Origin of the sequence: Neorhizobium sp. LjRoot104, assembly GCF_964253725.1 — a bacterium.
Taxonomy (GTDB): Bacteria; Pseudomonadota; Alphaproteobacteria; order Rhizobiales; family Rhizobiaceae; genus Neorhizobium.
Genome location: NZ_CAXURS020000001.1, coordinates 380121 through 405638, shown reverse-complemented (window position 1 = coordinate 405638; position 25518 = coordinate 380121). Strand labels below are relative to the sequence as shown.

Annotated in this window: 22 protein-coding genes; 6 read left to right on the top strand and 16 right to left on the bottom strand. The window is 62.3% G+C overall.

Annotated features, from left to right (window positions below; genetic code table 11):
* Window positions 1-24: 24 nt before the first annotated feature.
* The 6 genes from ACSQ8R_RS01930 to ACSQ8R_RS01905 form a co-directional block, all read right to left on the bottom strand.
* The gene (locus ACSQ8R_RS01930) at window positions 25-387 is read right to left on the bottom strand and encodes an AtpZ/AtpI family protein (protein WP_436251829.1); all 363 of its coding nucleotides are present in this window, start codon (window positions 385-387) and stop codon (window positions 25-27) included.
* A 267-nt stretch (window positions 388-654) separates the two neighbouring features.
* Window positions 655-1809, bottom strand: coding sequence for a cell wall hydrolase (locus ACSQ8R_RS01925; RefSeq protein ID WP_436251828.1), 1155 nt, complete (start codon window positions 1807-1809; stop codon window positions 655-657).
* A 167-nt stretch (window positions 1810-1976) separates the two neighbouring features.
* Window positions 1977-3878, bottom strand: coding sequence for a potassium transporter Kup (locus ACSQ8R_RS01920; protein ID WP_436251827.1), 1902 nt, complete (start codon window positions 3876-3878; stop codon window positions 1977-1979).
* A 15-nt stretch (window positions 3879-3893) separates the two neighbouring features.
* Window positions 3894-4865, bottom strand: coding sequence for a magnesium transporter CorA family protein (locus ACSQ8R_RS01915; protein ID WP_436251826.1), 972 nt, complete (start codon window positions 4863-4865; stop codon window positions 3894-3896).
* A 308-nt stretch (window positions 4866-5173) separates the two neighbouring features.
* Window positions 5174-6355 carry an iron-sulfur cluster carrier protein ApbC gene (gene apbC, locus ACSQ8R_RS01910; RefSeq protein WP_436251825.1) on the bottom strand — a complete coding sequence of 394 codons (1182 nt, stop codon included), beginning with the start codon at window positions 6353-6355 and terminating at the stop codon, window positions 5174-5176.
* A 376-nt stretch (window positions 6356-6731) separates the two neighbouring features.
* Window positions 6732-7463 carry a LuxR family transcriptional regulator gene (locus tag ACSQ8R_RS01905; RefSeq protein WP_436255344.1) on the bottom strand — a complete coding sequence of 244 codons (732 nt, stop codon included), beginning with the start codon at window positions 7461-7463 and terminating at the stop codon, window positions 6732-6734.
* Window positions 7464-7870: 407 nt separating this feature from the next.
* On the opposite strand from ACSQ8R_RS01905, the gene ACSQ8R_RS01900 reads away from it, so the two are divergent.
* The 3 genes from ACSQ8R_RS01900 to ACSQ8R_RS01890 all read left to right on the top strand — a co-directional run bounded on the left by ACSQ8R_RS01900 (window position 7871) and on the right by ACSQ8R_RS01890 (window position 10727).
* Complete coding sequence (locus tag ACSQ8R_RS01900; protein WP_436251824.1) at window positions 7871-8752, top strand: SMP-30/gluconolactonase/LRE family protein; 882 nt, start codon at window positions 7871-7873, stop codon at window positions 8750-8752.
* Between the two features lie 193 nt (window positions 8753-8945).
* The gene (locus ACSQ8R_RS01895) at window positions 8946-9563 is read left to right on the top strand and encodes a PRC-barrel domain-containing protein (RefSeq protein ID WP_436251823.1); all 618 of its coding nucleotides are present in this window, start codon (window positions 8946-8948) and stop codon (window positions 9561-9563) included.
* Window positions 9564-9830: 267 nt separating this feature from the next.
* Complete coding sequence (locus ACSQ8R_RS01890) at window positions 9831-10727, top strand: thermonuclease family protein (RefSeq protein ID WP_436251822.1); 897 nt, start codon at window positions 9831-9833, stop codon at window positions 10725-10727.
* A 12-nt stretch (window positions 10728-10739) separates the two neighbouring features.
* On the opposite strand, the gene ACSQ8R_RS01885 is transcribed toward ACSQ8R_RS01890, so the two are convergent.
* The gene (locus ACSQ8R_RS01885) at window positions 10740-12095 is read right to left on the bottom strand and encodes a putative bifunctional diguanylate cyclase/phosphodiesterase (RefSeq protein WP_436251821.1); all 1356 of its coding nucleotides are present in this window, start codon (window positions 12093-12095) and stop codon (window positions 10740-10742) included.
* A 100-nt stretch (window positions 12096-12195) separates the two neighbouring features.
* Entirely contained in the window at window positions 12196-13869 is a 1674-nt protein-coding gene (locus tag ACSQ8R_RS01880; protein ID WP_436251820.1) for a response regulator, read from the bottom strand.
* Between the two features lie 359 nt (window positions 13870-14228).
* Here ACSQ8R_RS01880 and mutL point away from each other — a divergent pair, with 359 nt between their 5' ends.
* Together mutL and ACSQ8R_RS01870 are read left to right on the top strand one after the other, a co-directional pair.
* Window positions 14229-16043 carry a DNA mismatch repair endonuclease MutL gene (gene mutL, locus ACSQ8R_RS01875; protein WP_436251819.1) on the top strand — a complete coding sequence of 605 codons (1815 nt, stop codon included), beginning with the start codon at window positions 14229-14231 and terminating at the stop codon, window positions 16041-16043.
* A 66-nt stretch (window positions 16044-16109) separates the two neighbouring features.
* Window positions 16110-16343: a DUF2093 domain-containing protein gene (locus ACSQ8R_RS01870; RefSeq protein ID WP_038540327.1), complete on the top strand. Its 234-nt coding sequence runs from the start codon at window positions 16110-16112 to the stop codon at window positions 16341-16343.
* On the opposite strand, the gene lpxK is transcribed toward ACSQ8R_RS01870, so the two are convergent.
* From lpxK to ACSQ8R_RS01840, 6 genes are all read right to left on the bottom strand, one after another.
* The gene (gene lpxK / locus ACSQ8R_RS01865) at window positions 16340-17386 is read right to left on the bottom strand and encodes a tetraacyldisaccharide 4'-kinase (protein ID WP_436251818.1); all 1047 of its coding nucleotides are present in this window, start codon (window positions 17384-17386) and stop codon (window positions 16340-16342) included. The two genes, ACSQ8R_RS01870 and lpxK, sit on opposite strands and share 4 nt — an antisense overlap.
* Window positions 17387-17479: 93 nt before the next feature.
* Window positions 17480-18208, bottom strand: a complete 729-nt coding sequence (locus tag ACSQ8R_RS01860) for an HAD family hydrolase (protein ID WP_436251817.1) — start codon at window positions 18206-18208, stop codon at window positions 17480-17482.
* Complete coding sequence (gene waaA, locus ACSQ8R_RS01855) at window positions 18205-19524, bottom strand: lipid IV(A) 3-deoxy-D-manno-octulosonic acid transferase (protein ID WP_436251816.1); 1320 nt, start codon at window positions 19522-19524, stop codon at window positions 18205-18207. The genes ACSQ8R_RS01860 and waaA overlap by 4 nt, the downstream gene beginning before the upstream one ends.
* A 168-nt stretch (window positions 19525-19692) precedes the next feature.
* Window positions 19693-19935 (bottom strand): DUF4170 domain-containing protein, encoded by a 243-nt coding sequence (locus ACSQ8R_RS01850; protein ID WP_436251815.1) that lies wholly within the window; start codon window positions 19933-19935, stop codon window positions 19693-19695.
* A 59-nt stretch (window positions 19936-19994) separates the two neighbouring features.
* The gene (locus ACSQ8R_RS01845) at window positions 19995-20798 is read right to left on the bottom strand and encodes a 3'(2'),5'-bisphosphate nucleotidase CysQ (RefSeq protein WP_436251814.1); all 804 of its coding nucleotides are present in this window, start codon (window positions 20796-20798) and stop codon (window positions 19995-19997) included.
* A gap of 5 nt (window positions 20799-20803) precedes the next feature.
* Entirely contained in the window at window positions 20804-22150 is a 1347-nt protein-coding gene (locus ACSQ8R_RS01840; RefSeq protein WP_436251813.1) for a TldD/PmbA family protein, read from the bottom strand.
* A 104-nt stretch (window positions 22151-22254) separates the two neighbouring features.
* Between ACSQ8R_RS01840 and ACSQ8R_RS01835 the strand changes: the two genes are divergently transcribed.
* Entirely contained in the window at window positions 22255-24066 is a 1812-nt protein-coding gene (locus ACSQ8R_RS01835) for a monovalent cation:proton antiporter-2 (CPA2) family protein (protein ID WP_436251812.1), read from the top strand.
* Here the strand turns inward: ACSQ8R_RS01835 and ACSQ8R_RS01830 are convergent.
* Entirely contained in the window at window positions 24063-24947 is an 885-nt protein-coding gene (locus ACSQ8R_RS01830; protein WP_436251811.1) for a patatin-like phospholipase family protein, read from the bottom strand. The two genes, ACSQ8R_RS01835 and ACSQ8R_RS01830, sit on opposite strands and share 4 nt — an antisense overlap.
* A 10-nt stretch (window positions 24948-24957) precedes the next feature.
* Window positions 24958-25518, bottom strand: coding sequence for a 16S rRNA (guanine(966)-N(2))-methyltransferase RsmD (gene rsmD / locus ACSQ8R_RS01825; RefSeq protein WP_113129828.1), 561 nt, complete (start codon window positions 25516-25518; stop codon window positions 24958-24960).

Genomic DNA, 25518 nt, shown 5'->3' with positions numbered 1-25518 from the left:
TCAACTTCGCCGGAAGCGACCTTCTTAAAGGCCGCCTTCCTTTCCGTCCCCGTCGCTTCGCTTCTGCAGGACAGGCGGCTGAGCCACCTTTCCCACCGAGCGAAGCACGTTCAAGACACCGGCACAGAAGCCGAGGAGGAGAAGAACGATCATCCCCCACGGCGACGTGCCGACATAATAATCGAGCGCATAGCCCAGAATCGCACCCACTGCGATCGCGGAGATGAACTCGGAGGAAATCTTGAAGCCGAGGGCCATGCCCTTTCGGCTTTCTTCAGATTGCGCGTCCCGCCTCGCCTCTGCGTCGTCGTCAGCCTTCTTTTCCGCAAGTTTTGCGGAAAGACGCCGCCGGCGCTCTTCCAGACCATCGTCGCGGTGATCCGTCATGTGCGTCCTCCCCTATTTCTGCTCCCGGCACAACCGGTTTTATGCTTTCCAACCGCAGAAAACTGCAGTTAGCGGGGGATTTCGCGCCGTCCGGCCCGTTTTCAAGTCGCGCGCAACATAGTTTTGCCCGCCCCCATAGTCAAGGCGTCCAAGGTTCTTCAATTCAGGTAAATTAACCAAGGAAATTCAATTGGTTATGCGCAGCACAACCGGATCCGGGTAAAACTGTCGCGGGAATCGCCACCTGTTTCGGCGGCAAGGACCGGCTCAGCTCCAGCCGCCGCCATAGGTGCGGTAGAAGACGTGCAGGCCGATACGGCCGACCTTCTTCATCGTGCGCGCCCAGTCGGGACGAACATAGACGGCATGATAATGCGTGGAGGAACCGACTTCCGGGAGCCAGATCTTGCCGGCGGTCACCGCCATCGCCACTTCGCGGGCCATCTGCCAATGGTATTCGGAGCGGATGCGGTCCTTGATATTGTCGCAGGCAAACGAGAACTGGCAGCGATTGCGCCAATCCTCGTTCTGGTAGACGACGTCGCAGATCGTCTTCGGGTAGGCCGGATTGCGCACCCGGTTGAGGATGACCTGAGCGACGGCTGCCTGGCCACGGGCGGATTCGCCGCGCGACTCGAAATAGATGCCGGATGAGAGGCATTGCTGCTGCTTGGCCGAGAAGGAATCGGGCGGCAGCGGGGTCGCGGCCCAGGCATGGTCGTCGGCACTGATCGGCGGGATGAACCGACCGGGCTTCTTCTTTTCAGTCAGAATGGCGTCGAACGGCGACTGCTTGGCGAAATCGGGTTCCGGGGGCGCATAGGCCGCGGCCAGCACATCGGCATTCGGATTGTTGATGAGGCTGGCGATCATCGGCATGAGTTCTTCCTCCGCCCGCCTCGGCTCGTCCTTGCGGAAATAGAACGACGCCAGTTCTACCGGGGCGTCATTCTTGCCGGCCTTCAAGAAGGCCGTCATCGCATCCTTCTCCTCGATGGGCGAGGTGAGCGCGCTCGAACGCTGCAGCACGGAACCGGCTGAAAACGCCTTCGGCGGCAGCATGGGCTCGACCGTGACGATGCGGCCCTTCTTGGCGGCGCGGTTGACGCGGTCTTCATCGGGGCGCGGATCGGAGGATTTCTTCTCGTCGACAAGTGCGATCTTGCGGCCGTCGGGAAGTTCGAGACCGGCATTGCCGGAAACCGCGCTCTTGACGCCGGGAAATGCGAGCGAGGCCTGGTGGATCGAGCCGGCCGGCGAATCGGTCAGCACCATCCGCCATTGGTCGGTGCCGTCGAAGCCGGCCAGCAGATCGGCGAGATCGCCATGGGCGGGAGCGGAGGGGAAGACCAGCCAGCAGGCAAGGCCGAAGACGGCCGGGGAAGTCCATGCATTCAGTCCGGACGAAGACTTGCGACGCAAAACACTCTTCGAACGCAAAACCTTAAACTCCACAGGGCAACAGGAACCCGATGAAGATCAATCATTAACCTTGATGAGCGGTTAACGTCGGCTGCCGAAACGCCCGGCAGCCGGCCTGAATTAGCACATTCACATCAATGTCAGCGAGGGCGCACCATTAGCACGCCTCAGATGATGACATGCGAGCCGAGTTCGACGACACGATTGGCCGGCAGGTGGAAGTAGTCGGACGGGTCGGTCGCGGCGTTTGCCATCGCGATGAACAGCCGGTCCTGCCACATGGGCATGCCGGAGGCGGCATCCGGGACCAGCTTGCGGCGGCCGAGATAGAAAGAGGTCGACATGATGTCGAACTTGAAGCCGGTCTTGCGCAGATAGGCGAGCGCCTGCGAGACATTGTGCGACTGCATGAAGCCGAAGCGCAGTTCGATCAGCGTGAAACGCTCCGAGACCTTCTCGATCTTGAACCGTTCCTCGAGCGACACGCGCGGCTTGTTGACCGTGATGATGGTCAGCACGACGTTCTTTTCGTGCAGGACATGGTTATGCTTGATGTTGTGCAGCAGCGCGGCAGGCGCGGTTTCCGGATCGCTGGTCAGGAAGATCGCGACGCCCGGCACGGAGACCGGCGCATGATCGCTCTTCTTCTCGACCATCGGAATGAAGGTCTCGAGCGGCACGTCGATGCGGCGGGTCTTTTCGAACAGGATCGCGGTGCCGCGCTTCCAGGTCCACATGACGATGGTGAAGATGATCGCCATCGTGACCGGAACCCAGCCGCCGTCGTGGACCTTCAAGAGGTTGGCGCCGAGGAAGACCAGCTCCAGGGCAAGCAGGGGTGCGAGAACGGCAATTGCGAAGGCCTGCGGCCACTTCCATTTCACCCGCACGAATTCGAACGCCATCAACGTGGTGACGACCATGGCGCCGGTCACCGAGATACCATAGGCGGTGGCGAGCGAATCCGAGCTTTCAAAACCCAGGACCAGAGCGATGACGCCGACCAGAAGCAGGGTGTTGACCGACGGCAGGAAGATCTGCCCCGTATTGGTCTCCGAGGTGAACTGGATCTGCATGCGCGGCAGGTAACCGAGATGGATGCCCTGGCGGACCAGCGAGAAAGCGCCGGTGATCACCGCCTGGCTGGCGATGATGGTGGCGGCGGTCGCGAGGATAACCACCGGCAGCAGCGCCCATTGCGGGAACATCAGGTAGAACGGATCGGACATCGCTTCCGGATGCTTCAGCACCAGAGCGCCCTGCCCCAGATAGTTCAGCGTCAGCGCCGGGAAGACGAGCGTGAACCAGGCCCACTGGATCGGTCGGCGGCCGAAATGGCCAAGGTCCGCATAAAGCGCTTCGGCACCAGTGACCGTCAGGAAAACGGCGCCGAGCACCACGATGCCGACGAAGCTCTCGTTCAACATGAATTCGACAGCATAGAACGGATTGAAGGCCGCCAGAATGCTGTAATCGTCCGAGATATGGGCGATGCCGCCGGCACCAATGACGAGGAACCAGACGGCGGTGATCGGCCCGAAGAAGCGCGATACCAGGCCCGTTCCCTTCGACTGGATGGCGAAAAGGCCAATCAGGATGCCGACCGAGATCGGTAATACAGCACTGCTCAACGACGGCGCGACCAGCTTCAGGCCTTCGACCGCGGACAGGACCGAGAGCGCCGGGGTGATCATCGCATCGCCGAGGAAAAGTGCGGCGCCGATGAGGCCGAGCAGCATCAGCATTGCCCGGTGACCGTTGGCGGACTTGGTCAGAAGCGCAAGGAGCGAGAGCGTGCCGCCTTCGCCGTCGTTGTCGGCGCGCAGCAGGAAAAGCACGTATTTGAACGTAACGATGATCGTCAGCGTCCAGATCATCAGCGAAATGAGACCGATGATCTCCAGTTCCGTGACGCCGTCGTGGGCGATCGGCTTCAGAGCCTCGCGGAAAGCATAGAGCGGGCTCGTGCCGATGTCGCCGTAGACGACGCCGACGGAGCCGAGTGCAAGCGCAAAAAGGCCCTGGACCTTCGTTTTCTCGGCGTCGTGATGTTCAGCGGGGTGACCCATTGGGGGATGTCCGGCTTAAAGCCAGCCTTTCCAGCGAAAGAAGAAAAAGGGGATGATGGCGGACAGCAGCATCGCGAGGATCGCGAGAGGATATCCGATATGCCACTCGAGTTCCGGCATGAACTGAAAGTTCATGCCATAGATCGAGGCAACGAGTGTCGGAGGCAGGAACACGACCGACGCGATGGAGAATATCTTGATGATCGAATTCTGCTCGACATTGATCAGTCCGAGCGAGGCATCCAGCAGAAAGGCGATATTGCCGGCAATGTAAGAGGCATGTTCCGAAAGCGATTCGACATCCCGCGCAACGGTGCGGCAGAGGTTGTCGTCGCTCTTGTCCTGGCTGATCTGTGGCACGTTCATCAGAAAGGTTAACAGCCGGGCGAGCGAACCCAGGCTATCGCGCACCTTGCTGATCAGCCGGTGGTATTCGGCGATATCGGCCAGCTTGCGTTCCAGGAACTGCGGCGGGCGGCGCTTGCCGCGGTCGCGGAAGATTTCGGTCGACAGCGCATCGACGTGATCGACCGTCTGCTCAAGAATTTCGGCTGTGCGATCGGCGATGGTTTCCAGAAGTCTTGCCAGCAAAGTGGCGCCATCTCGCCCCGGCTCCGGCAGACGGTGCAAGCTGGCGATGAACAGCTGGAAGCTCTTCGGCTCGGCGTAGCGCACGGTGATCAGCCGGCTGCCGGACAGGATGAAGGCGACGTCGGTGAGTTGGGGATCCTTGCCATCGGCGCGCCAGACGAGCGACGCGGTCATGAACACTGAGTCCTTCTCCACGTAGAGACGGCTGGAAGGTTCGATGTCCTTCAGATCGTCGCGGGTCGGAACCTGAATTCCGACGAGACCCTCGACATAGGCATCCTCCTGCGGAGTCGGCTCGATCAGATCGATCCAGACGATGTCGTCCGGAAGCTGACGCAGCGCCTCGGCCGGCGCAAGCGTCTTCATTGAGCCAGTGGCGCTATAGGCATTGATCAATCGTGGTCTCCGGCCGAAGTTCGTCGGCCTTGAACGAGATGCGGGTTTGCCGATCCTGGCTCCGGGGCCGCCAGCCGGCCCCCGGCGGGACGGGCCTATAGAGACAGCCATAGTCAAAATCAAGAGGCGTATAAATCTCGCAGTGGGCGCCGCAACATGACTCCGGCGCCGAATATGTTCAAGGGGCCTTCGGCAACAAGACGATTCGCTACCCGCATCAAAGCCTTGGCGGGAGACGGCGGCGAAAGTGCCTCCTTATCCGCGGCAGGGAGGTATTCCAAAACGCCGGGGCATATTTATTCGAATTTTTATTCGAAAACGATTGCCGGCGCCTGTCGCGGGGTAAGGCCGCCGAGTTCGGCCCAGACCCTGGCGGCGATCTCCCGGTAGATCTTCGCCGAGGCTCCTTCCGGGTCGGAGGCGACGACCGGGGTGCCGGCATCGGAGCGTTCGCGGATGTCGATCGTCAGCGGAACCTCGCCGAGGAACGGCACGCCGATCCGATCCGCCTCGCTTCTGGCGCCGCCGTGGCCGAAGATGTCGTAACGCTTGCCGGTATCGGGGGCGAGGAAATAGCTCATGTTCTCGACGATGCCGAGCAATGGGACTTCGACCTTGCGGAACATAGCGATCCCCTTGCGGGCATCGAGAAGCGCCAGATCCTGCGGCGTCGAAACGATGACCGCGCCGGCAAGCGGCACCTGCTGCGCCATGGTGAGCTGCACGTCGCCGGTGCCCGGCGGCATATCGACGACGAGCACGTCGAGGTCACCCCAGGCGACTTCCCGCAGCATCTGCAGCAGCGCCGACTGGACCATCGGCCCGCGCCAGATCATCGCCGTCTCCTCATCGACGAGGAAGCCCATCGACATGGCCTTCAGGCCGTAATTCTCCATCGGCTTGATGATGCGGTTTTCGATCTGCTGCGGGCGGCCGCTGATCTTCAGGAGGCGAGGCACGGAAGGACCGTAGATGTCGGCATCGAGGATGCCGACCCGCAGGCCGTTCGCCTGAAGCCCGAGGGCGAGATTGACCGCCGTCGTCGACTTGCCGACGCCGCCCTTGCCGGATGCCACCGCGATGATGGCGCCGACACCCGGGACACCGGGCTTCTCCCGCTGCTGCGGCTGGGCCGGGTGCTGGCCCTGGGGCGGATGGCTATGGGGCGGATGGTTATGGGCGTGCCCGTGCGAATGCGAATGGGCAGCCGGAGCGGCGGGCGGCGGAGCGGAGCCAGCCTTGCGGTCCGCCGTCAGCGTCACCAGCGCACCCTTGACGCCTGGCATTGCCTTGACCGTGCGTTCCGCAGCCACCCGCAGGGGCTCCAATTCGTTCGCCCGCGCGGCCGGGACCGTAATCGAGAAATAGACCTTGTTGTCGGAGATGAAGACGTCCGAGACCATGCCGCGCGAGACGATATCGCCTTCGAGGTCCGGCCCGCGCACCTTCGCCAGAACCGCCAGAACTTCCTCTTTGGTCACGTCGGCCATGATTTCAAAACTCCCAAATGCCTGATGCGATACCGATCCCTCGAGACGGGAGGCCGCGTTCGCAGATATATAGGAGTTCGGCATTGCCGGGGGCAAGCGAGATAAACCGCCGTTCGATCGGCAGCCATGTGGCGCACTGATCGAACGGCAGCTTTTCTTGTTACGCCTCTTGGGGCGCTTGCAGTCCCCTCTGGACCTGCCCCTAGAGAAGCACGAAACATGCCAGACGGGAAGATACTTCCTATTGATGAGCCTTTTCAATTACTTCCGGCCGAAGGCCCTGCTGCGGCGCAGCATCGCCTGACAGAAGGCATATTTTGCGCCGGCCAATGCTTGAGCAGCGATGAAATTTTGTGCAGCGCAGCACTCGATTCAGTTACTTGATCAAACCTATCCTGAGCGCCTTGGCGACCGCCTGCGTGCGGTTGACGGTATCCAGCTTCTTGGCGGCACGATTCAGGTAATGGTTGACCGTATGTTCGGAGAGGCCGAGGATTTCCGCGATCTCCGCGCTGGTCTTGCCGGCGGCCGTCCAGTTGAGACAGTCGATTTCGCGCTCGGTCAACATGTCTGTGGTGCGCACATCAAGGTTGCGGATTTCCGCCAGGCGATCGAAGACGTGGATGGAGATGTACATCAACTCCATCATCTGCTGGTGGCTGAACAGCGGACCATCGCCTCCGAAAGAAACGGCACCGCGGCTGCCGGACATGTCATGAACCGGAAAATAAGCGCCACGGACGAGACCGAACTTTCCGAACATGCCCCGCACCGCCGGTCCTTGCCGCTCGGGCGGCACGGTGTCGAGATCGAAGGTGAACGGGATCGTCGAGACGCGCAGCCGTCGAAGTACGGGGCTGGTCTGCATCATGCCCTCGCGGTCGAAAAGAGACATCAATTCCGCAGGCCAGTTGGTGATTACCGTGTTGCCCGACAATTCGAGCGACGTGGCGTGAGGCAGGTTGAGGACCATGAAGGCGCGGCAGCCGTAGTGTTCCGCTATCCGCTTCATGAGCCGGAACACGTCGAACTGGGTCTTGAGATCGGCAATTTCTGCGACACTGCCGCCAAAGACACGAGGTTCTTCTGCTTTCTCGGTATTGGCCATCATCTGCTTCTCTGCCCGCCCGGTCGCGTCGAGCGATTCCTGGTATTTCCCATATATCCGCCCAATCCGGTCCTTTATATTCGCGTCGCCCTCCCACGCATGGAACGGAAAAAATCTCCGGATCTCCCGGATAATTCCCGCCGAACGCGCCTGCGTGGTGGAGGCTGCTATTTCAGATTTCAATTAGATGCTAAATTTATGACTATTATCAATTCCGAGTAAATGATGACGCCAATTATCAACTTCGCACAATGATGACATTCACTCGGATTTGCAAACCTTTGCATGCCTCCAGCCGTTTGTCAGGAGATAATTGTTGGGGATCAAATCACCTATGCCGGAGTTTGCCGACTCTCTCCCGTCGATGATACTAATCGATCACCTCGGTATGCAATTGGAGATTTCAAGTGGCGACCACACACGCTTTCGAAGGCCGTATCCTTTCTTCCTCCCTCTGCGAACTCGGAGAAGGCCCCTCCTTCGAACAGGAGACGGAAACGCTCTGGTGGTTCGACATTCTCGGCAAAGGATTGCACGAATTGCATCTGCCGACCGGGCGGGAGATCGTTCATGCCTTGCCGGTGATGGGCAGTGCGCTTGCCTCGATCGATGCCGCCCGACAGCTAATCGCGAGCGACAAGGGTATCTTCATCCGGGACCGCGCGACCGGCGCGCTATCCCCTTATCGCGAACTGGAGCCGGAAAAGCCGGGCAACCGTTCGAACGACGGAAGGGTACATCCGTCCGGCAGCCTCTGGATCGGAACGATGGGGCGGAAGGCCGAGGACGGCGCCGGCGCCATCTATCACGTCCGAGAGGGCGAGGTGACGAAGCTGTTCGACCGCATCAGCATTCCCAATTCGATCTGCTTCTCGCCCGACGGTGCGATCGGCTACTATACTGACACCCGCATCAACCGGCTGATGCGCATATCCCTCGACCCGGCGACAGGCTTGCCGAACGGAGAGGCGGAGATCCTGGTCGACGAGAACGGCAGGCCGGGCGGCATCGACGGGTCGATCTGCGCCAGCGACGGAACGATCTGGAACGCCCGCTGGGGCGAGAGTGCCATCGACCATTATTCGGCTGACGGTCAGCATCTGTCGCGCCACCTGCTGCCTGCGAAACGCACCACCTGCCCCGCCTTCATCGGCAAGGACCGGCTGGCCGTGACTTCGGCCCGGGAGGGGCTGGACGAAGCCGGTCGCACTGCCGATCCGCTCGCCGGTTCGCTGTTCGAAATCGCCGTTTCCATCCAATGCGACCCGGAGCCAGCCTATCGCCTATGAAAAACGCAAAAGGCGCACCAAACTAACAAAACACAAAAAAGTTCCGGCTAAAACGCCTAAAATTTCAGCAATCGAACCCGGAACCAATTGGTCCTCATAACATTTCCCTCTCGAACCAGCGCGGTCGGAGATCCCAATTACAGGGCGGCCGCGTGTTCACAGATAACGTTGAGCAGAGGAAGGTAGGTTCGTTATGAAGAAGACCCTTAGCACGATGGCAGCCGTTGTTCTTTTGGCGTCCACCGCCATTGCGCCGGCAATGGCCCAGACCCAGCCGGCGGCGCCGGCCTCCCCGGCTCCGGCAGCCCCCGCCGCTCCGATGGCTCCGGCTGCGAAACCGGCTGACAGCGCCGCGACGCCGGCTCCGAAGACCGGTTCCGACATGGCCGCCGCTTCCGGCAGCTATCTGACGGAGCAGGCCGAAAACCAGATCAGCGCCAACGACTATATCGGCAAGTCGGTCTACAACGCGGAAGACAAGAGCATCGGCGACGTCAACGACCTCATTCTTGAAGAGGACGGCGGCATCGTCGCAGCCGTGATCGGTGTCGGCGGCTTCCTCGGCATCGGCGAAAAAGAAGTCGCCCTTCCGATGGACAAGATCACCATGACGCGTGATGCGGAAAACAACAACGAAGTCCGTCTGACCACCACGGAAACGGCAGAAGCCCTTCAGGCCGCTCCGGAATTCAAGACGCTGGCAGACAAGCAGGCGGAAACCGACCGGACGACCACGTCCTCCACCGGCACTTCCATGCCTGCAGGCGGCGCCACTACCCCGTCGACGACACCGGCTGCCCCGAGCAAATAAGAGCGCTCGGTCAGTCAAGGGTCCGGAACGGGCGACACGTCGCCACCACACAATGGGGCGGTACCGCGGGTGCCGCCCTTTTTTTGCGACTATAACCAATACATCCCAATTGCAGAATGGCCAGCGCTCCATCCCGAAGGCGCTGCTTCGGATATTGACGGCATCGCGCTTCCGCGCTGTCGCAATGGGCGATCGAACGTCGCGAGGTATTTACATCCGGTTGCATCGCAATTAATAATCCACGCCTGCGCGAGCGAGGGGTTCGACATGCCATTCTTCGTGATTGCCGGTAAATTTCATTGCGTGAACTATTCTCCCGACGGGGACACAGTTCGATTTGCGCCGAATGACCTTTCGGACTTGGCGCTTCTCCAGGGCGTGCCGGCCAAGGTAAACGCTCGCGGGCATACGAGCGTGCGCGTCGAGGGGATCGATGCTCTGGAAACCCATTATGGCGGCCGCCACCAGCCTTTAGCGCTGGCGAATGAGGCCCGCAACACCCTGCTTGCCTTTCTCGGCATCAGCGACGTCGTCTGGGACACCCATCAATCAAGCGTGCTCTCGGCCACGGATGGGGTCGAGGGCCATATCCTTGCCCGCGCCACCGACAAGTTCGGACGCATCATCGCGTTTCTCTTCCCCGGCGCGCCCTCCAGCCCCAGCGGCTCCGACATATTCCTTCGGCCCGCCATGCTCGACGCAAGCCTGAACCGATTCATGCTGTCGCAAGGACTGGCTTTCCCAACCTATTACCAAACGCTTTTTGGCGAGTTGCGCACGGCGCTGACCCAGACAGTCCAGGAGGCCCGCACGGCAAACCGAGGGATATACGCCGTCGATCGCACCAACACCCTATCCACCATCGAGAACATCGGATCCCTGACGGAAACGCTGGTGTTGATGCCGAAGCTCTTTCGCCGCGCGTCGGACTACGTTGCCGAAGCGGGAACGATCCGAGGCTTCAAGGCGGCATTGGAGCTCAACGAGGAACCCGTTCTCGACCTCGTGGAGCTCAACTACTCGCATTTCGATACATTCGTCGAGGAGGTCGGCGACCAGATACGTTTGACGCGCAAGCCCGAGGACCTGGTATTCGATCCGATGCCGGAACGGCCGGGCGGGGAATTCAGGGCGATGGTCAACGAGATCGAGCCCGCCCTCTAGGAGAGGATCGCTTCAAGTCCGCTCAATGGTCATGAAGTCGCGGTAGTGTTCCTGGAGATAACGCATGGTGACAGCGCTGTCAGCCGGTTTGCCGTAATAATAGCCCTGCCCCATCGCGCAGCCGAGTTCTTCGAGCTTGTCCGCGTCGGCCTTTTCCTCGATGCCTTCCGCCACCACGGCCAGATTGAGGCCGTCGCACATGGCGATGATCGCTTTGACAATGTGTTCCGACGCCCGGTCCGTGGTGATGCGCGAGACGAAGGCACGGTCGATCTTCACCTTGTCGAAGGTGAAGTCGCGCAGGCGCCCCAGGCTAGACTGGCCCGTGCCGAAATCGTCGAGCGAGATGCGCACGCCCTGCTGACGGAGATCGGTAATGATGCGCTGCGCCGTGTCGGCCGAGGTCATCACCGCCGTTTCGGTAATTTCCAGCTCCAGCCGATGGGGATCGAGACCGACGCGTGCCAGGGTCGCGAGGATGGTCTCGGTCGTGCCCGGGTCCATCAGCTGCGCCGAGGAGAGGTTAAAGGAGAGGAAAAGCTCGCGCGGCCAGGAGAGTGCGGCCTCCGCAGCCTTGTGCAGTAACGTTTCAGAAAGCGCGTCAATAAAACCGCGCTCCTCGGCAAGGGGCACAAAAACCGCGGGCGAGACGAAGCCGAGATCGGCGTCGATCCAGCGCGCGAGCGCCTCGAAACCGACCACTCCGCCATCGCTGATGCGCACGATCGGCTGAAAGTGGACATCCACGGCATCGGCGATGATGGCGTTGCGAAGCGCCTGTTCCAGCTGTGTCGCCCGCTTCATCTCCTGGGCGATCTCGCGGGAATAGACGGTGATCTGTCCGCGGCCGCGGCGTTTCGAGCGGTAGAGCGCGGTTTCGGCGCTTTTCAGCAATTCCTCGAAATCCTCGCCGGCGAAAGGATAGATCGCGAAGCCGAAGGAGGCCGAAAGGCGAACGTTGCGGTCGCCGAGATCGTAGGGGGCGGACAGGACGTCCTTGATCATCTGGCCGATACGTTCGGCGCCGATGCGCTCGAAGACCAGGGGCAGGACGAAGGCAAATTCGTCGCCGTCATGGCGGGTGACCGTCGCGCCGTCCGGAATGCAGGCTTTCAGGCGATGGGCGACCTGGCAGAGGATTTCGTCGCCTGCCTCGGCGCCGAACAGATCGTTGATCGGCTTGAAACCGTCGAGATTGGCAATGCAGATGGTAAAGGGTGCAGGATCCTGGGCTCGCTCGGCGGCCAGCAGGCGCACCTTGTCACGCAGGCGGTATCGATTTCCAAGACCCGTCAGAGCGTCACTGTAGGCCATCGCCTGCAGTTCATTCTGGCTGACCTGCGGCAATGGGTTTCCCGCCGACTTCATGAATAATCCCGTTGCGCTTCACAGACCGGCGCAGGATGCGGGAAAAAGATTAAAAAATCATGGCCCTAGCTTAACTTACATGAACAATTTGATTAAACGGTTAAGCATAAGACTGCTTTGCGGAAATGCCGAGAAACGTCTGAAAGACGGATTCCAGCGCCTCGGGACTTATCGGCTTGAGGATCACCTCGTTCATGCCGGAGGCGAAACATTGGTCGCGGTCGTGGTCGAAGGCCTGGGGAAGCACGCCGATGATCGGAATGGAGTTTTCAATCGTCTCAAGGTTCCGGATGCGGACGCTTGCCTCGAAACCACTCAGTTTCGGCAGGGTGATGTCCATCAGGATCAGCCGCGGCGACCGCTCCTGCCAGAGACGGACCGCTTCTTCGCCATCGGCGGCGATGGCATAACGATAACCCAGCCCCTCGAGGATCTGCGAAAAAACGATCTGGTTCACGCTGTTGTCTTCGGCGACCAGGATGTCGATGGCCGCGTGTTCGCCGGCTTGCGAGCCAGGGTGCCAATCCTCTCTTGACCCGACTTCAGTCGTCACGGGCTGGCTGAACTGACGCGTGACCCCGGCGGCGAGCTCCCGCTTCACCCGGAAGCCATCGATCGCCAATGCAGCAATGCCCTGCCGCTGGACGATTTCGAGGCAATGCTTGTCGGCCAGCGTATCGACGACGACGAGATCGATTGTGATACCGGCTTCTTCCGCGAGCTGCAGGAAGAGCTCCAGTTCCTCGCCGTCTGAAACGGAGGAGGCGTCAAATCCCAGATCGACGAGAATTTCCAGTGCCTCGGCGCCCGTCCGCGGATCCGAGGAGGCGACAAGAACCTTGCGGCTGGGAAGATTGATGCTATCGGGCGCAATCGCTGCCTTCCCCGGTACGTCGCGCTCCTGCCGGGCCAGCGAAGTGGTGACCAAACCGCCCCGGCTCATGCGCGGCCTGACCTCATCGCCGTCTTCATCGGTTGCGACCAGGCCGGTAATGTCCTCCATGGCGGTGACCAGATAATAGCGGCCCGGTTTTCCGATGCGATATTTGTTGGCGATGATGACGACCTGCGAGCCGTCCGGCCGCGTCACCAGTTCGGACATCTGCTGTGGCTCGCCAAGATCGAGGACCCCGCGGTTGATGCGGTCGAGGCGCTGTTCCACCTGCGGCGGATGAACATCGGAACCCTTGTGACCGAGAATCGCTTCGGGCGGCAGATCGAGGAAGCGCGCGGCCATCTTGTTGACGGCGACGAAGGTCAGGCTGCTGTCCCTGACGGTAATCGGGAACGGCAGGTTGTCGAGCACCTCTTCGGTGATCTGCACCCGCTCCATGTCAGCCCGCCACTGCTCCTCGCGTTTCTTGTGATCCGAGATATCCCTGATGACGCAGACGCCGTAACCGGACGACAGGCGGCGCTTGGTGAAGCTCAGCCAGCGGTCGGTGCCGCGGCGTTCCTGCGACTCGGCCCGCTCCTTCCAGAGAGTGGCGATCTGTTCGGCAACCCAATCCTCACGGCTCAGCATCCGACGCGGTCCGGAGGCGTCGGTCAAGAACCGTCCGCCGCCATCGTAGACTGCCCCGAGGAAGTCCCGAAGGCGTGTACCGGGGGTCAGAAAGGTCTTGGGGACCGGCAGGAGGGTCAGCAATTGCTGGCTCGCAAAGACGATCAGGTCATTCTTGTCGTAGACAAATACACCGCCCGAAATGCCCTCGGAAATCACTTCGAGCATGACAGCTTGAATGTTTGCGTCCGCCGACGCCAAATCATTCATAGGATGGGACTCCCCGTATGCTTTTTCGGACCGGATAAAGGCCGGACCGTAATGCCGATATTCGCCTCTCGGCGTTATTCCTTCTAGTTTTCGTCTTGTCGGCGCGGGAACATGCTGGCTCCAAGTCCTCAACGGGTAATCAGGCTCGCATGACGGTGCCCAGCTGGCCGCCATCCCGATCACTCGCGGGAAGCTGGCGCTCCCCCGGGTTCATCCAAGTTTAATAGGGAGCAAATTATCGCCTTTATCTTAAAGCCGGATTAATGAACGGGCGTGCATCAACCCTGGGTCTTTTATCGATTTAGGACCAGGTGCCGATCCGGGCTTTCCTTCCAGCCGCGAATCCGGGAAAATGGCGCATGTCCGTCAAACAGTTGCCCGAGACCCTGATCAACCAGATCGCTGCCGGCGAGGTCATTGAAAGGCCCGCCAGCGCAGCGAAGGAACTGATCGAAAACGCCATCGATGCCGGCGCGACCCGCATCGAGATCGCCACCGCCGGCGGTGGCAAGAGCCTGATCCGCATTACCGACAACGGTTCCGGCATGGATGCGGCCGATCTCGATCTTGCGGTGCGGCGGCATTGCACGTCGAAGATCTCCGAGACGCTGGACGACATCCGCACGCTCGGCTTCCGCGGCGAGGCCCTCCCCTCGATCGGTTCGGTGGCGAAACTCACCATCACCAGCCGCCGCAACGGTCATCCGGAAGGATCGCAGGTGGCGGTAACCGGCGGCAAGATGTCCGGGGTGAAGCCGGCGCCTGCCAATACCGGCACCGTCGTCGAGGTGCGCGACATCTTCTTCGCGACGCCGGCGCGGCTGAAGTTTCTGAAGACCGAAAAGGCCGAGGCCGGGGCGATCACTGAAGTGGTCAAGCGCATGGCAATCGCCTTCCCGCATATCCGCTTCGTGCTGTCGGGCTCCGACCGCACGACGCTGGAATTCCCGGCGACCGGCGACGATCACCTTGCCCGCATGGCACAGATCCTCGGTGCCGATTTCCGCGACAATGCGATCGAGATCGACGCGATGCGGGAGGATGTCGGGCTTTCCGGCTTTGTCGGCGTGCCGACCTTCCATCGCGGCAACTCGGCGCATCAATATGCCTTCGTTAACGGCCGGCCGGTGCAGGACAAGCTGATCCTGTCGGCCCTGCGCGGCGCCTATGCGGAAAGCGTGCCCTCCGGCCGCTATCCGGTGGCGGTCCTGTCGATCAAGATCGATCCGGCGCTGGTGGACGTCAACGTGCATCCGGCCAAGTCCGACGTGCGCTTCCGTGATCCCGGCCTGGTGCGCGGCCTGATCGTCGGGGCGATCCGCGAGGCGCTGCACCGCGAGGGGGACCGTGCGGCGACGACCGGAACCTCGGGCATGATGCGCGCCTTCCGCCCCGGCTTCCAGCCGGCTCATGCCGCCCCGCGCACCCCTTGGGCAGCCGCCGCCTCGCCCTTCCGGCCGCTCTATCCGCAGCCCGCCAACGACTTTTCCGAACAGGTGCAATCCGGCTTCGACGTGCTGACCATGCCGGCGGCGCGTGCCGATACGGCAATCGCGGAGCCCGCGCCAAGGACAGCCGGTGAAGACGCACCGCGTTATCGCCTGGGTGCAGCACGCGCGCAGGTTCACGAGAACTATATCGTGGCGCAGACCGAGGACGGGCTGGTCATCGTCGACCAGCACGCCGCCCATGAACGGCTGGTGTTCGAGGCGATGCGCAAGGCGCTCGACAACAAGCGGCTGGCAAGCCAGGTCCTCTTGATCCCCGAGATCATCGACCTGCCGGAAGAGGATTGCGACCGGCTGATGGCGAACGCGGAGGAACTCGACCGGCTGGGGCTTTCGATCGAACGGTTCGGCCCCGGCGCTGTCGCCGTGCGCGAGACGCCTGCCATGCTCGGCGAAGTCGATGCCACCTCGATGGTGCGCGACCTGGCCGACGAGATCGCCGAATGGAATACCGCCGGCGGCCTGCGAGGCAAGCTGGAATATGTCGCCGCCACCATGGCCTGCCATGGCTCGGTGCGTTCCGGCCGACGGCTTAGACCGGAGGAGATGAACGCGCTTCTGCGGGAAATGGAGGCCACGCCCGGCTCCGGCACCTGCAACCACGGCCGGCCGACCTATATCGAACTCAAGCTTTCCGACATCGAGCGGCTCTTCGGCCGAAGCTGAAAAAGCTGGCAATCAAGGCATAATCGGGTTAGAGCAAGCGCCATGTTTTTCCGCAGGAGACGACAGATGAACCGGTTCGAGGGAAGCGGGTTCCGCGAAGCGAAGATCCGGTATCTCGACGGCGATTACCAGATCCTGACGGCCGGCTCCTATGTCATATGCGCCATGACGGGCGCGCAGATTCCGATCGACGAGTTGCGTTACTGGAGCGTCGCCCGGCAGGAGCCCTATGTCGATTGCGCCTCCTCATTGGAAGCCGACAAGCGCGCCGGCATGTTGCCGAACCAGAGCCGTGGCTAGACCTTCGCGGCGTTTCCTTCCCTGATACGCCGCTCCCGGAAATTGGCGATCGCCGTGTCGATGATCTTGCCCGGCGCCTGCGGATCGTCGAACGCCATATCGACCTCGACCACATTCACCTTTTTCGCCAGCTCCTCCATGCGCCCGTGATGTCCCTGCAGCCGCACCGCATCCTTGGCGGTGGTGACGAGCATCAGATTGTCCCTGGCGGCATCGTCGAGCAGATCCGATATCTCGTCCTCGGTGAAATAATGATGGTCGGGAAAGTCGCGCTTTTCCATGATCAACCCGCCGACCTCCCTGACGGTGCGATAGAATTTTTCCGGATCGGCAATGCCAGCGAAGGCGAACAGCGTCTTGCCGGCGATTTCGCGATTTTCGCGCGGCCTCAGCGCCGCAACATAGATCTGCTTGCCGGCGCGCGCGGCCTGCCGAACCAGCCGGTCGGCCGCCTCGCCGTTGCCGACCTTCAAGATCGCCGAGAGCTGGCGCATCTGTTCCGGGATCGGCGCCCTCACCGGCCCGCCGGGCACGAGATGGCCGTTGCCGATACCGCGCACGGTGTCGATGACGACCAGCGCGAAATCGAGCGCCAGTCGGGCGCTCTGGAAACCGTCGTCCATGATGATCAGGTCGGCGCCTTCCGCGACCAGTTTATGGGCGCCGTCGACGCGGGTGCGGGAAATCACGGTCAGCGTCTCGCGGCAGAGCAGCAGCGCCTCGTCGCCCACCGCCTCGGCCCGGTGGTGTTCGGGATCGACCACGGTCGTGACATCGAGCGAGCCGCCGTAACCGCGGCTCAGGAAACCCGGCTTCAGGCCCTTCGCCTTGGCGGCGCGGGCGAGTGTTATGGCGGTCGGCGTCTTGCCGGCCCCGCCGACGGTGAAATTGCCGATGCAGATCACCGGCACAGGAACGCTGGCTCGCCTGGCCTTCGCCATGCGGCGGCCGGCGATCCGGCCGTAGAGAAACGAAACGGGGGCAAGGCCCCAGGCACGCCAATCCGCTTTGGTCCACCAGAATGGCGGTGCTTCCGATACCATGCTCTACAGTCTCCGGCCGATCCGTTCTGAAACAGCCCGCGAAGAAAAGGGGAGTTTGCTGAAAAAGGCAAGTCTTTGAAGCTTTTGAGCGGCTTAGGCTCTGCGCTTTTCCGGCAGAAGGTCGATCAGTGCCGTAATGTCGTCGAGGCAGATATCCGCCGAGGCAGACAGCGTTTCGCGCGAACCGGTGCCGGTCAGGACCGCGACCTTCAGGCCGACGCCGGCGCTGGCGCCCATATGCATGTCGTGATTGTTGTCGCCGACCATGGCGACCTCGGCCGGATCAAGCCCGGTGGCGCGGCAGAAGCCGAGCACCATGCCAGGCTGCGGTTTGGCCCCATGACCGCTGTCGTAGCCGGCGATGAAATCCACGTGATCGATGATGCCGAAGCGGATGGCGGTCTGGCGGATTGCCTGTTCGTTGTCGCTCGAGGCGATGCCGAGCTTGAAGCCTCTCGCCTTGAGCGCGCCGAACAGCGCGGCAAGGTCGGTGACCGGCACGGAAAACTCCGCCGATCGAATGAAAAGTTCATCGAGCAGACGGGTGAGCTCGGCCACGCCAATCGGCGATCCGGCGGAGACGAAACCGGCGGCGATCTCCGCGGCATTGCCGGCGGCCAGCAGGCTGTCGGCGCGCGTGTGGCCGGAGACGGTATCCATGCCGGCGGAAAACAGGAGCTGCGGCTCGAGGTCGGCATCCCCGGCCGCTGCGATACGGGCCGCCTCGCGGTTTACCGGTCCCCAGCTTTCGTCATAGAGCAACAGCGTGCCGTCCTTGTCGAACAGGATGCCGGCGATGTTTGCGAGCTTTTCGGGGATCATCGTACGGCGGCGGCTTTCGGCTGCAGCCTTGCGCTCACCGTCAATGGATTGACATAGGGCTCCAGCGCCTTGATCGTCTTCGACAGCGCACCACGCATCTCGTCCATCGCGTCATGGCCGGAATCGATCATCTTCACCCGGGCGAGATCGTTGATCATCAGGTAGTGGACGGCCTTCGCCAGCATCTCGACATCCTTGACGATGCGGGCACCGCCCTTGCGCACCAGATGCTGGTAGGCGTCGCGGAAATTCTGGACATGCGGGCCGGAAAGCACCGCGCAGCCGAGCATGGCCGGTTCGAGCGGGTTCTGCCCGCCCTCGTTCGTCAGCGACCTGCCGACGAATGCGATCTCGGTCAAACGCAGGTAAAGTCCCATTTCGCCGATGGAGTCACCGAGGAAGACGTCGGTCTCCGGTGTCACCACATCATTGCGCGAGCGGCGGGCCACGGTGAGACCTGCTTCCTTCAGCATCTCCTCGACCGCGTCGGCGCGATCCGGATGGCGCGGCACGAGAATGGTCAGCTGGCCGTTCTTCGGTTTCAGTGCCTTGTGCACGGTCGCCGCCGCCTTTTCCTCGCCATCGAAGGTCGAGATTGCCGCCCAGGTCTGGCGGCTGCCGATTTGCCTGCGATAACCTGCAAGCACCGCCTCGTCGCAGGGCGGCGGATCGGTATCGCTCTTCAGGTTTCCGGATGCGATGACAGGCCAGGCGCCGAGATCGCGAAAGCGCTCGGCATCCAGATCCGACTGCGCGACCACCAGAGCCATCTTGCCGAAGATGGCTTCGGCGATCGAACTGCGGTTGCGCCAGCGATCGAAGGAACGGTCGGAAATGCGGGCATTGACGCGGATCTGCGGAATGCGGCGGCGGGCGAGTTCGGCGATCGTGGTCGGCCAGATCTCGGATTCCGCGGTGATACAGGCATCCGGCTTCCAGTAGGCGATGAAGCGCTTGATCGGGAATTTCAGGTCGAGCGGCACGTATTGGTGGATCACCTCGTCAGCCAGCCGCGAGCGGACGAGATTGGCGGAGGTGACAGTGCCCGTCGTCAGAAGGATGTGGATCTCGCGGCGCCGCAACTCGCGGATCATCGGCATGATGGCGATGGTTTCGCCGACGCTTGCCGCATGCACCCAGATCAGCGGGCCACGGGGCCGGGCAAGGCTTGCATAACCGAGCCGTTCCAGCTTGCGGGTCCGGTCTTCCTTGCCCTTCATGGCGCGATAGGCAAGGTAAGGCCCGACCAGCGGATAAAGGGAAACACCGGCCACCCGGTAACCAGCAAGAGCCAGGCGCGCAGAAATCTTGCTCACCGCGTCTGCCCCCGATGCGTGATGGCCGCCATCAATACGATAGACCCTCCGATTGCTCATCCGTAACCCAGTTTTTTGTGTTTTACAAATGCGTCAAAAAAGGGTCCCCGGGATCGATACCAGGCGAGGGACCAGCTTGCGAGTACATTATAAAACGCGAGGCTTATCTCAAGCCGACTTAGTATCAGGATCCAGCAGACGGTGCATATGGACGATGAAATACCGCATATGAGCGTTGTCGACCGTCTGCTGCGCCTTGCCCCGCCAGGCGGTCAGCGCGGTCGCATAGTCCGGATAGATGCCGACGATATCAAGCGCCGAAAGGTCCTTGAACTGAAGGCCTTCCAGGCTCTGCAGTTCGCCACCGAAGACCAGGTGCAGAAGTTGTTTCTTTTCGCCCGTTTCCGTCATGTCCGATATCCGTCCGTTCCAGCTCCCCCGGCTCTTCCTGCTGTATTCCCAATGAAAGGTCAACCCGGAGTGAGCCTCGCGAGCTGGGGCAAAAGGCTGCGGAGCGCATGTTCGGCGCCCGCGGCCAGCATTTCGTGGCTGACGCTCTCGCGGTTGTAGACTAGCCGGTTGCCGGCAAGATCGGTGAGGCGACCGCCTGCCCGCTCGAGGATGAGGTCGGCAGCGGCCAGATCCCAATCGTGGGAGGCGCGCTTGACGACCGTTCCGTCAATGCTGCCGTCGGCGATCATGGCAAGCCGGTAGGCAAGCGACGGCACATGCCGCACCCGGCGGACTTCGTCGCGGAAACCCGGCTCGAACTTCTTGACGAGGTTCTCGTCGGCCGCGATGACCAGTTCGCCGTTGCTGCGGCCGGCGGTGACCGAAATCGGCCGGCCGTTCTTCAGGGCCTGCCCATCCCTCACCGCGAAAAACTCCTCGTCGAGCGCCGGTGCGACCAGGACACCGGCAACCGGCTGGCCGCGATGCACGACGGCGACCGACACGCACCAGGTCTTCTCGCCGTTGATGAAGGCCCGGGTGCCATCGATCGGATCGACGACGAAGAGCGTTTCGCGGCCCAGCCGGGCGACATCGTCGTCGGTTTCCTCGGAGAGCCAGCCGTAATCCGGCCGGGCCGTCAGGAGCAGCGTCTGCAGCCGGTCGTTGGCGGCGAAATCCGCGGCGCTGACCGGCGACCTGCCCTCGTTCTTCCACCAGACCTCCGGCGAGCGACCGAAAAAGCCGTGGGCGATCTCGCCGGCCTGGCGCGCCGCGTCGAGAATGAGTTCGAGGTCCTGTCCCCAGTCTTCCGCAACCGTCATCGGGATCAGCGTCCCGCCAGCGTCATGCCCTCGATGGCGATGGTCGGAGAGGCGACGCCGAACTTGCGGTCGATCTCGTTGGCCGGCGTCAGGCGCATGAACATGTCCTTGAGATTGGAGGCGATCGTCACCTCCGAAACGGGATAGGCGAGTTCGCCGTTCTCGATCCAGAAGCCGGTCGCGCCGCGCGAATATTCGCCGGTGATCATGTTGACGCCCTGACCGATCAGTTCGGTGATGTAGAAACCGTTGCCGATCGACCTGATCAGGTCCTCGGGCGAAATGTCGCCGGGCTCCAGCGCCAGGTTGGTGGAGGCGGGCGATACCGCCGTGCCGCCGCGCACGCCGCGGCCGTTGGTGACGAGCCCGAGTTCGCGCGCCGTCGAGGTCGACAGGAACCAATGATTGAGGACGCCGTCCTCGATCATCACCATGCGTTCGCCGGACACGCCCTCGCCGTCGAACGGACGCGAGGAGGAGCCGCGCACGATCAGCGGATCGTCGGTGATGTTGAGGCCGGACTTCAGCACCTGCTGGCCCATCTTGTCGCGCAGGAAGCTGGTCTTGCGGGCGACGGACGCTCCATTGATGGCACCGGCAATGTGACCGACGAAACCGCGGGCGATGCGCGGATCGAAGACGACGGTGACGTTGCTGCCGGTATCGACCTGGCGCGGGTTGATGCGCTTGACGGCGCGCTCGCCGGCGCGGCGGCCGATCAGCTTCGGATCGTCGAGATCGGCGGCATAGAGGCGGCTGTCGAAATCGTAGTCGCGCTCCATCTTCGTGCCCTCGCCGGCGATGACGCTGACCGAGCGGCCGAAACGGCTGGCCATGTAGCTGCCGGAAAAACCGTGGGAGGTGACGAGCACGAGGCCACCCATGCCCGACGATGCGCCGGCGCCGGAGGAGTTGGTGACGCCCTGGACATCGAGCGCCGCCTGTTCCATTTCGAGCGACGCTTCGCGCAGCGCGTCGGTCGGTACATCGGTCGGGTCATAAAGTTCGAGGTCGGGATAGGATTTCGCCAGATCAGCCTCGTCCGCAAGGCAGGCGAACGGATCTTCGGGAGAGACCCTGGCCATGGCGACGGCGCGCTCGGCAAGCACCTTCATGTCGAAGCCCGGATTGGCCGAGACGCTGGCGACCTGCTTGCCGACAAAGACGCGAAGCGAGAAATCGTCGCTCTCGGAAGCTTCCGTGCCCTCGACCTTGCCGAGACGGACGCTGACGGAGCGGGAACGGGAACGAACCACGACCGCATCCGCCTGATCCGCTCCCGCGGCCTTGGCGAGATCAATCAATTGGCTGGCACGGGAAAGCAGTTCGGCGGAATCGATTTCAGAGGTCATGATTGCAAGCCTTTCATTCTCGTCCCATTTATTGTGCACTGTCAGAAGCATCAAGGGCGGCTCGCCGATTCTTGATGTCCCACCTTAGACTGAAAGTATCCCGCATGACCGCTTCCGGCTCGCTATTTTCGCAAATGCTCCTCCTGCTTGCCGGCGCGGTGATCGCCGCCCCGGTGTTCAGGAAGCTGGGGCTCGGCACGGTCCTCGGTTATCTCGCCGCAGGCGTGGTCATCGGGCCGATCATGCAGCAGATCGTCGAGACAGAGGAAGTGCTGCATTTCGCGGAGTTCGGCATCGTTTTCCTGCTGTTCATCATCGGGCTCGAACTGAAGCCTTCCCGTCTCTGGCAGATGCGCGGCGACGTGTTCGGCCTCGGCCCGGCGCAGGTGGTGATTTCGGGACTGGCGTTGAGCGGACTGGCAAATCTGACCAACATGGCAGACTGGCGCGGCAGCCTGATCGTCGGTTTCGGTCTTGCATTGTCCTCGACGGCGTTTGCGCTGCAGATCCTCAATGACGACGGCGACATGAACAGCCATTACGGCCAACGCTCGTTCTCAGTGCTGCTGTTCCAGGATCTCGCCATCGTGCCGCTGCTGGCGCTGATCACCATCCTGGCACCTGGGACGACGGAGACGGAAGCCTCGCCGCTTCTCGATTTTGCAATCGCGGTCGGAGCGGTCGGCGCGATGGTGATTGCCGGCCGCTATCTTCTGACGCCGATGTTCCAGATCATCGCCCGCACCGGTGCGCGGGAAGTGATGATCGCCGCAGCCCTGCTGGTGGTGCTGGGATCGGCGGCGGCGATGCAGGCGGTGGGACTGTCGATGGCGATGGGCGCCTTCCTGTCCGGCGTGATGCTGGCCGAATCCTCCTACCGGCACGAGCTGGAGGCGGATATCGAACCGTTCCGCGGCCTGCTTCTGGCGCTGTTCTTCATGGCGGTCGGCCTGTCGCTGGAAGTCCATGTCATCCTCGACAACCTCCTCTTCATCCTGCCCGCCGTGCCGATCTTCATGGCGCTCAAGGCGCTGATCGTCTACGGGCTCTCCCGGCTCTGGGGCTCGCCGCACAACGACGCGGTGCGCATCGCGTTCCTGCTACCGCAGGGCGGCGAATTCGGCTTCGTGCTGTTCACCACGGCGACCGCCAGCGGACTGTTCTCGTCGGCCACCGCCTCGCTGCTGATCGCCGGCGTGACGCTTTCGATGGCGCTCACCCCCTTGGGCGCGGCCCTTTCCAAGCGGCTCCTCAGCGGTGAGAGGCGCGAGGAACTGGAGGAAGATTTCGACGGTGCCGGCGCCGACGTGCTGATGATCGGGTTCTCGCGTTTTGGCCAGATCGCCGCGCAGATCCTGCTTGCCGGCGGCCGCGAAGTGACCGTCATCGACGATTCTGCCGATCGCATCCGTCAGGCGGCCTCCTTCGGGTTCCGCATCTATTTCGGCGATGGGACGCGGCGGGACGTGCTGATCGCGTCGGGCATCGAAAAGGCGAAGATCGTCGCCGTTACCACCCAGAAGCGCGAAACCACCGACCAGATCGTCGATCTCATCCGCTCGCAATTCCCGGACGTGCGCCTCTATGTACGCTCCTACGACCGCATTCATTCGCTGTCGCTGCGGGATCGGAACGTCGAATACGAGCTGCGCGAAACCCTGGAATCCGGCCTGCTGTTCGGCAGGAAGTCACTGGAAGCGCTGGGGATGAGCGAAAACGAGGCCGAGGAGATCGGCGACGACATCCGCCGGCGCGACGAGGAAAGGCTGCAGATCCAGGCCGTCCAGGGGCTCGGCGCCGGGCGCGAGATGCTGTTCAACAGCCCGGTCCGACCGGAGCCGCTGATCAAGCCGAAGCGGCCGATGGTCGTCGATGACGAGCTGAGCTCCGAGCCGGCGACGGCCGAGAATGGTTAGGAATTCGCTTCTGCCGCAGCATGCAGCGCGTCGATGGCGCGCTTCAGCTCGTCCTTGACATGTTCGGATTCGTCGAGGATTTCGCGGGCCTTCAGGAAGTCCAGCACCCGGAAACGGTTGACCGACGGCCGGAGAAAGATCTGCGGCGGATTGAGCTTCAGCTTCAGCGCGATGCTCGCCTGCATGGTGAGCTGGCTTGCGCCGAAAAGGCTGTCGATGCGATTGGGCGCATGGGTGCCGTCACCTTCGGGCGCGCCGACCACGTCGACGCCGATCACCACGTCGGCAACGTCCATCAGCTGCTCGTAAGGGACCGGATTGAAGACGCCGCCGTCGATCATCACCCGGCCATTGACCCGGACGGGCATGAACAGGCCGGGAATGGCGGCTGAGGCGGCTATCGCGGTGCGCAGCTCGCCCTGTTCGAGGATCACTTCCGCCTGGCCGTAATAATCGGTGGCGGAGATCTTCATGGGGATTTCGAGATCGTCGAAATCCTCCGGCACCTGCGGCGGCAGGAAGGCATCGAGGATGAGCTCGAGATTGAACTGGCCAAAGCGGAAGCCCCCGAGCTTGTCGCGCATGGTGGCCGGGCCGAGACCCCAGAGCTTGTTCAAGAGGGTGCCGCGGTGGCCGACCGTTTCCAGCGCGTATTGGCGGATCTCGCGGCCCGTCATGCCCGACGCCATGCCGGCGCCGATGATCGCGCCGATCGACGAGCCGGAAATCGCCACCGGCCGAATGCCGAGATCGTCGAGCGCCTCGATGACCTGGATATGCGAGAGGCCGCGCGCGCCACCGCCGCCGAGAGCCACAGCAAATGTCAGGCCGCCCTTGGCGCTGACGGCTTCGAGATCGGGAATTGCAAGCCTCGTATTCATTCCTCTGACCTCAGGCCGGCTGGTAGCGGAAAAAATCCATGCGGGTATCGCCGAACGTCCGGCTCTCCAAAAGTTTGAAGACAGCGTCGACGGCTGGATTTATGTCGGCCCGCTCCTCCAGAATGGCAAGGGCTCCGGGTGCCAGCCAGCCGCCCGCATGGGCCGAAAGCATGGCTCCCTCGCCGAGCCCCTGGCCATAGGGCGGATCGGCGAACAGGAAATGAAAAGGCTCGATGTTGTTGGCCGTGCCGAGCTTGGTCGCGTCGCGGCGGAGAATCCGCGCCCGGCCGTGCAGGCCGAGGCTGTCGATATTCTCCCACAGCAGTCCCCTGCCCTCGACGCCGTTCTCGACGAAGAGCGCGCTCTTGCAGCCGCGCGACAATGCCTCAAGCCCGACCGCGCCGGTGCCGGCGAAAAGGTCGATCACCCGGCCGCCGTCCAGCGCCTGCGGATAGACGTGGCCGATAATGTTGAACAGGCTTTCGCGCGTCCGGTCGATGGTCGGCCGGATGTCGTTCGTTTTGGGCGTGGCCAGAGACCGGCCGCGAAATTCACCACCGACAATCCGCAC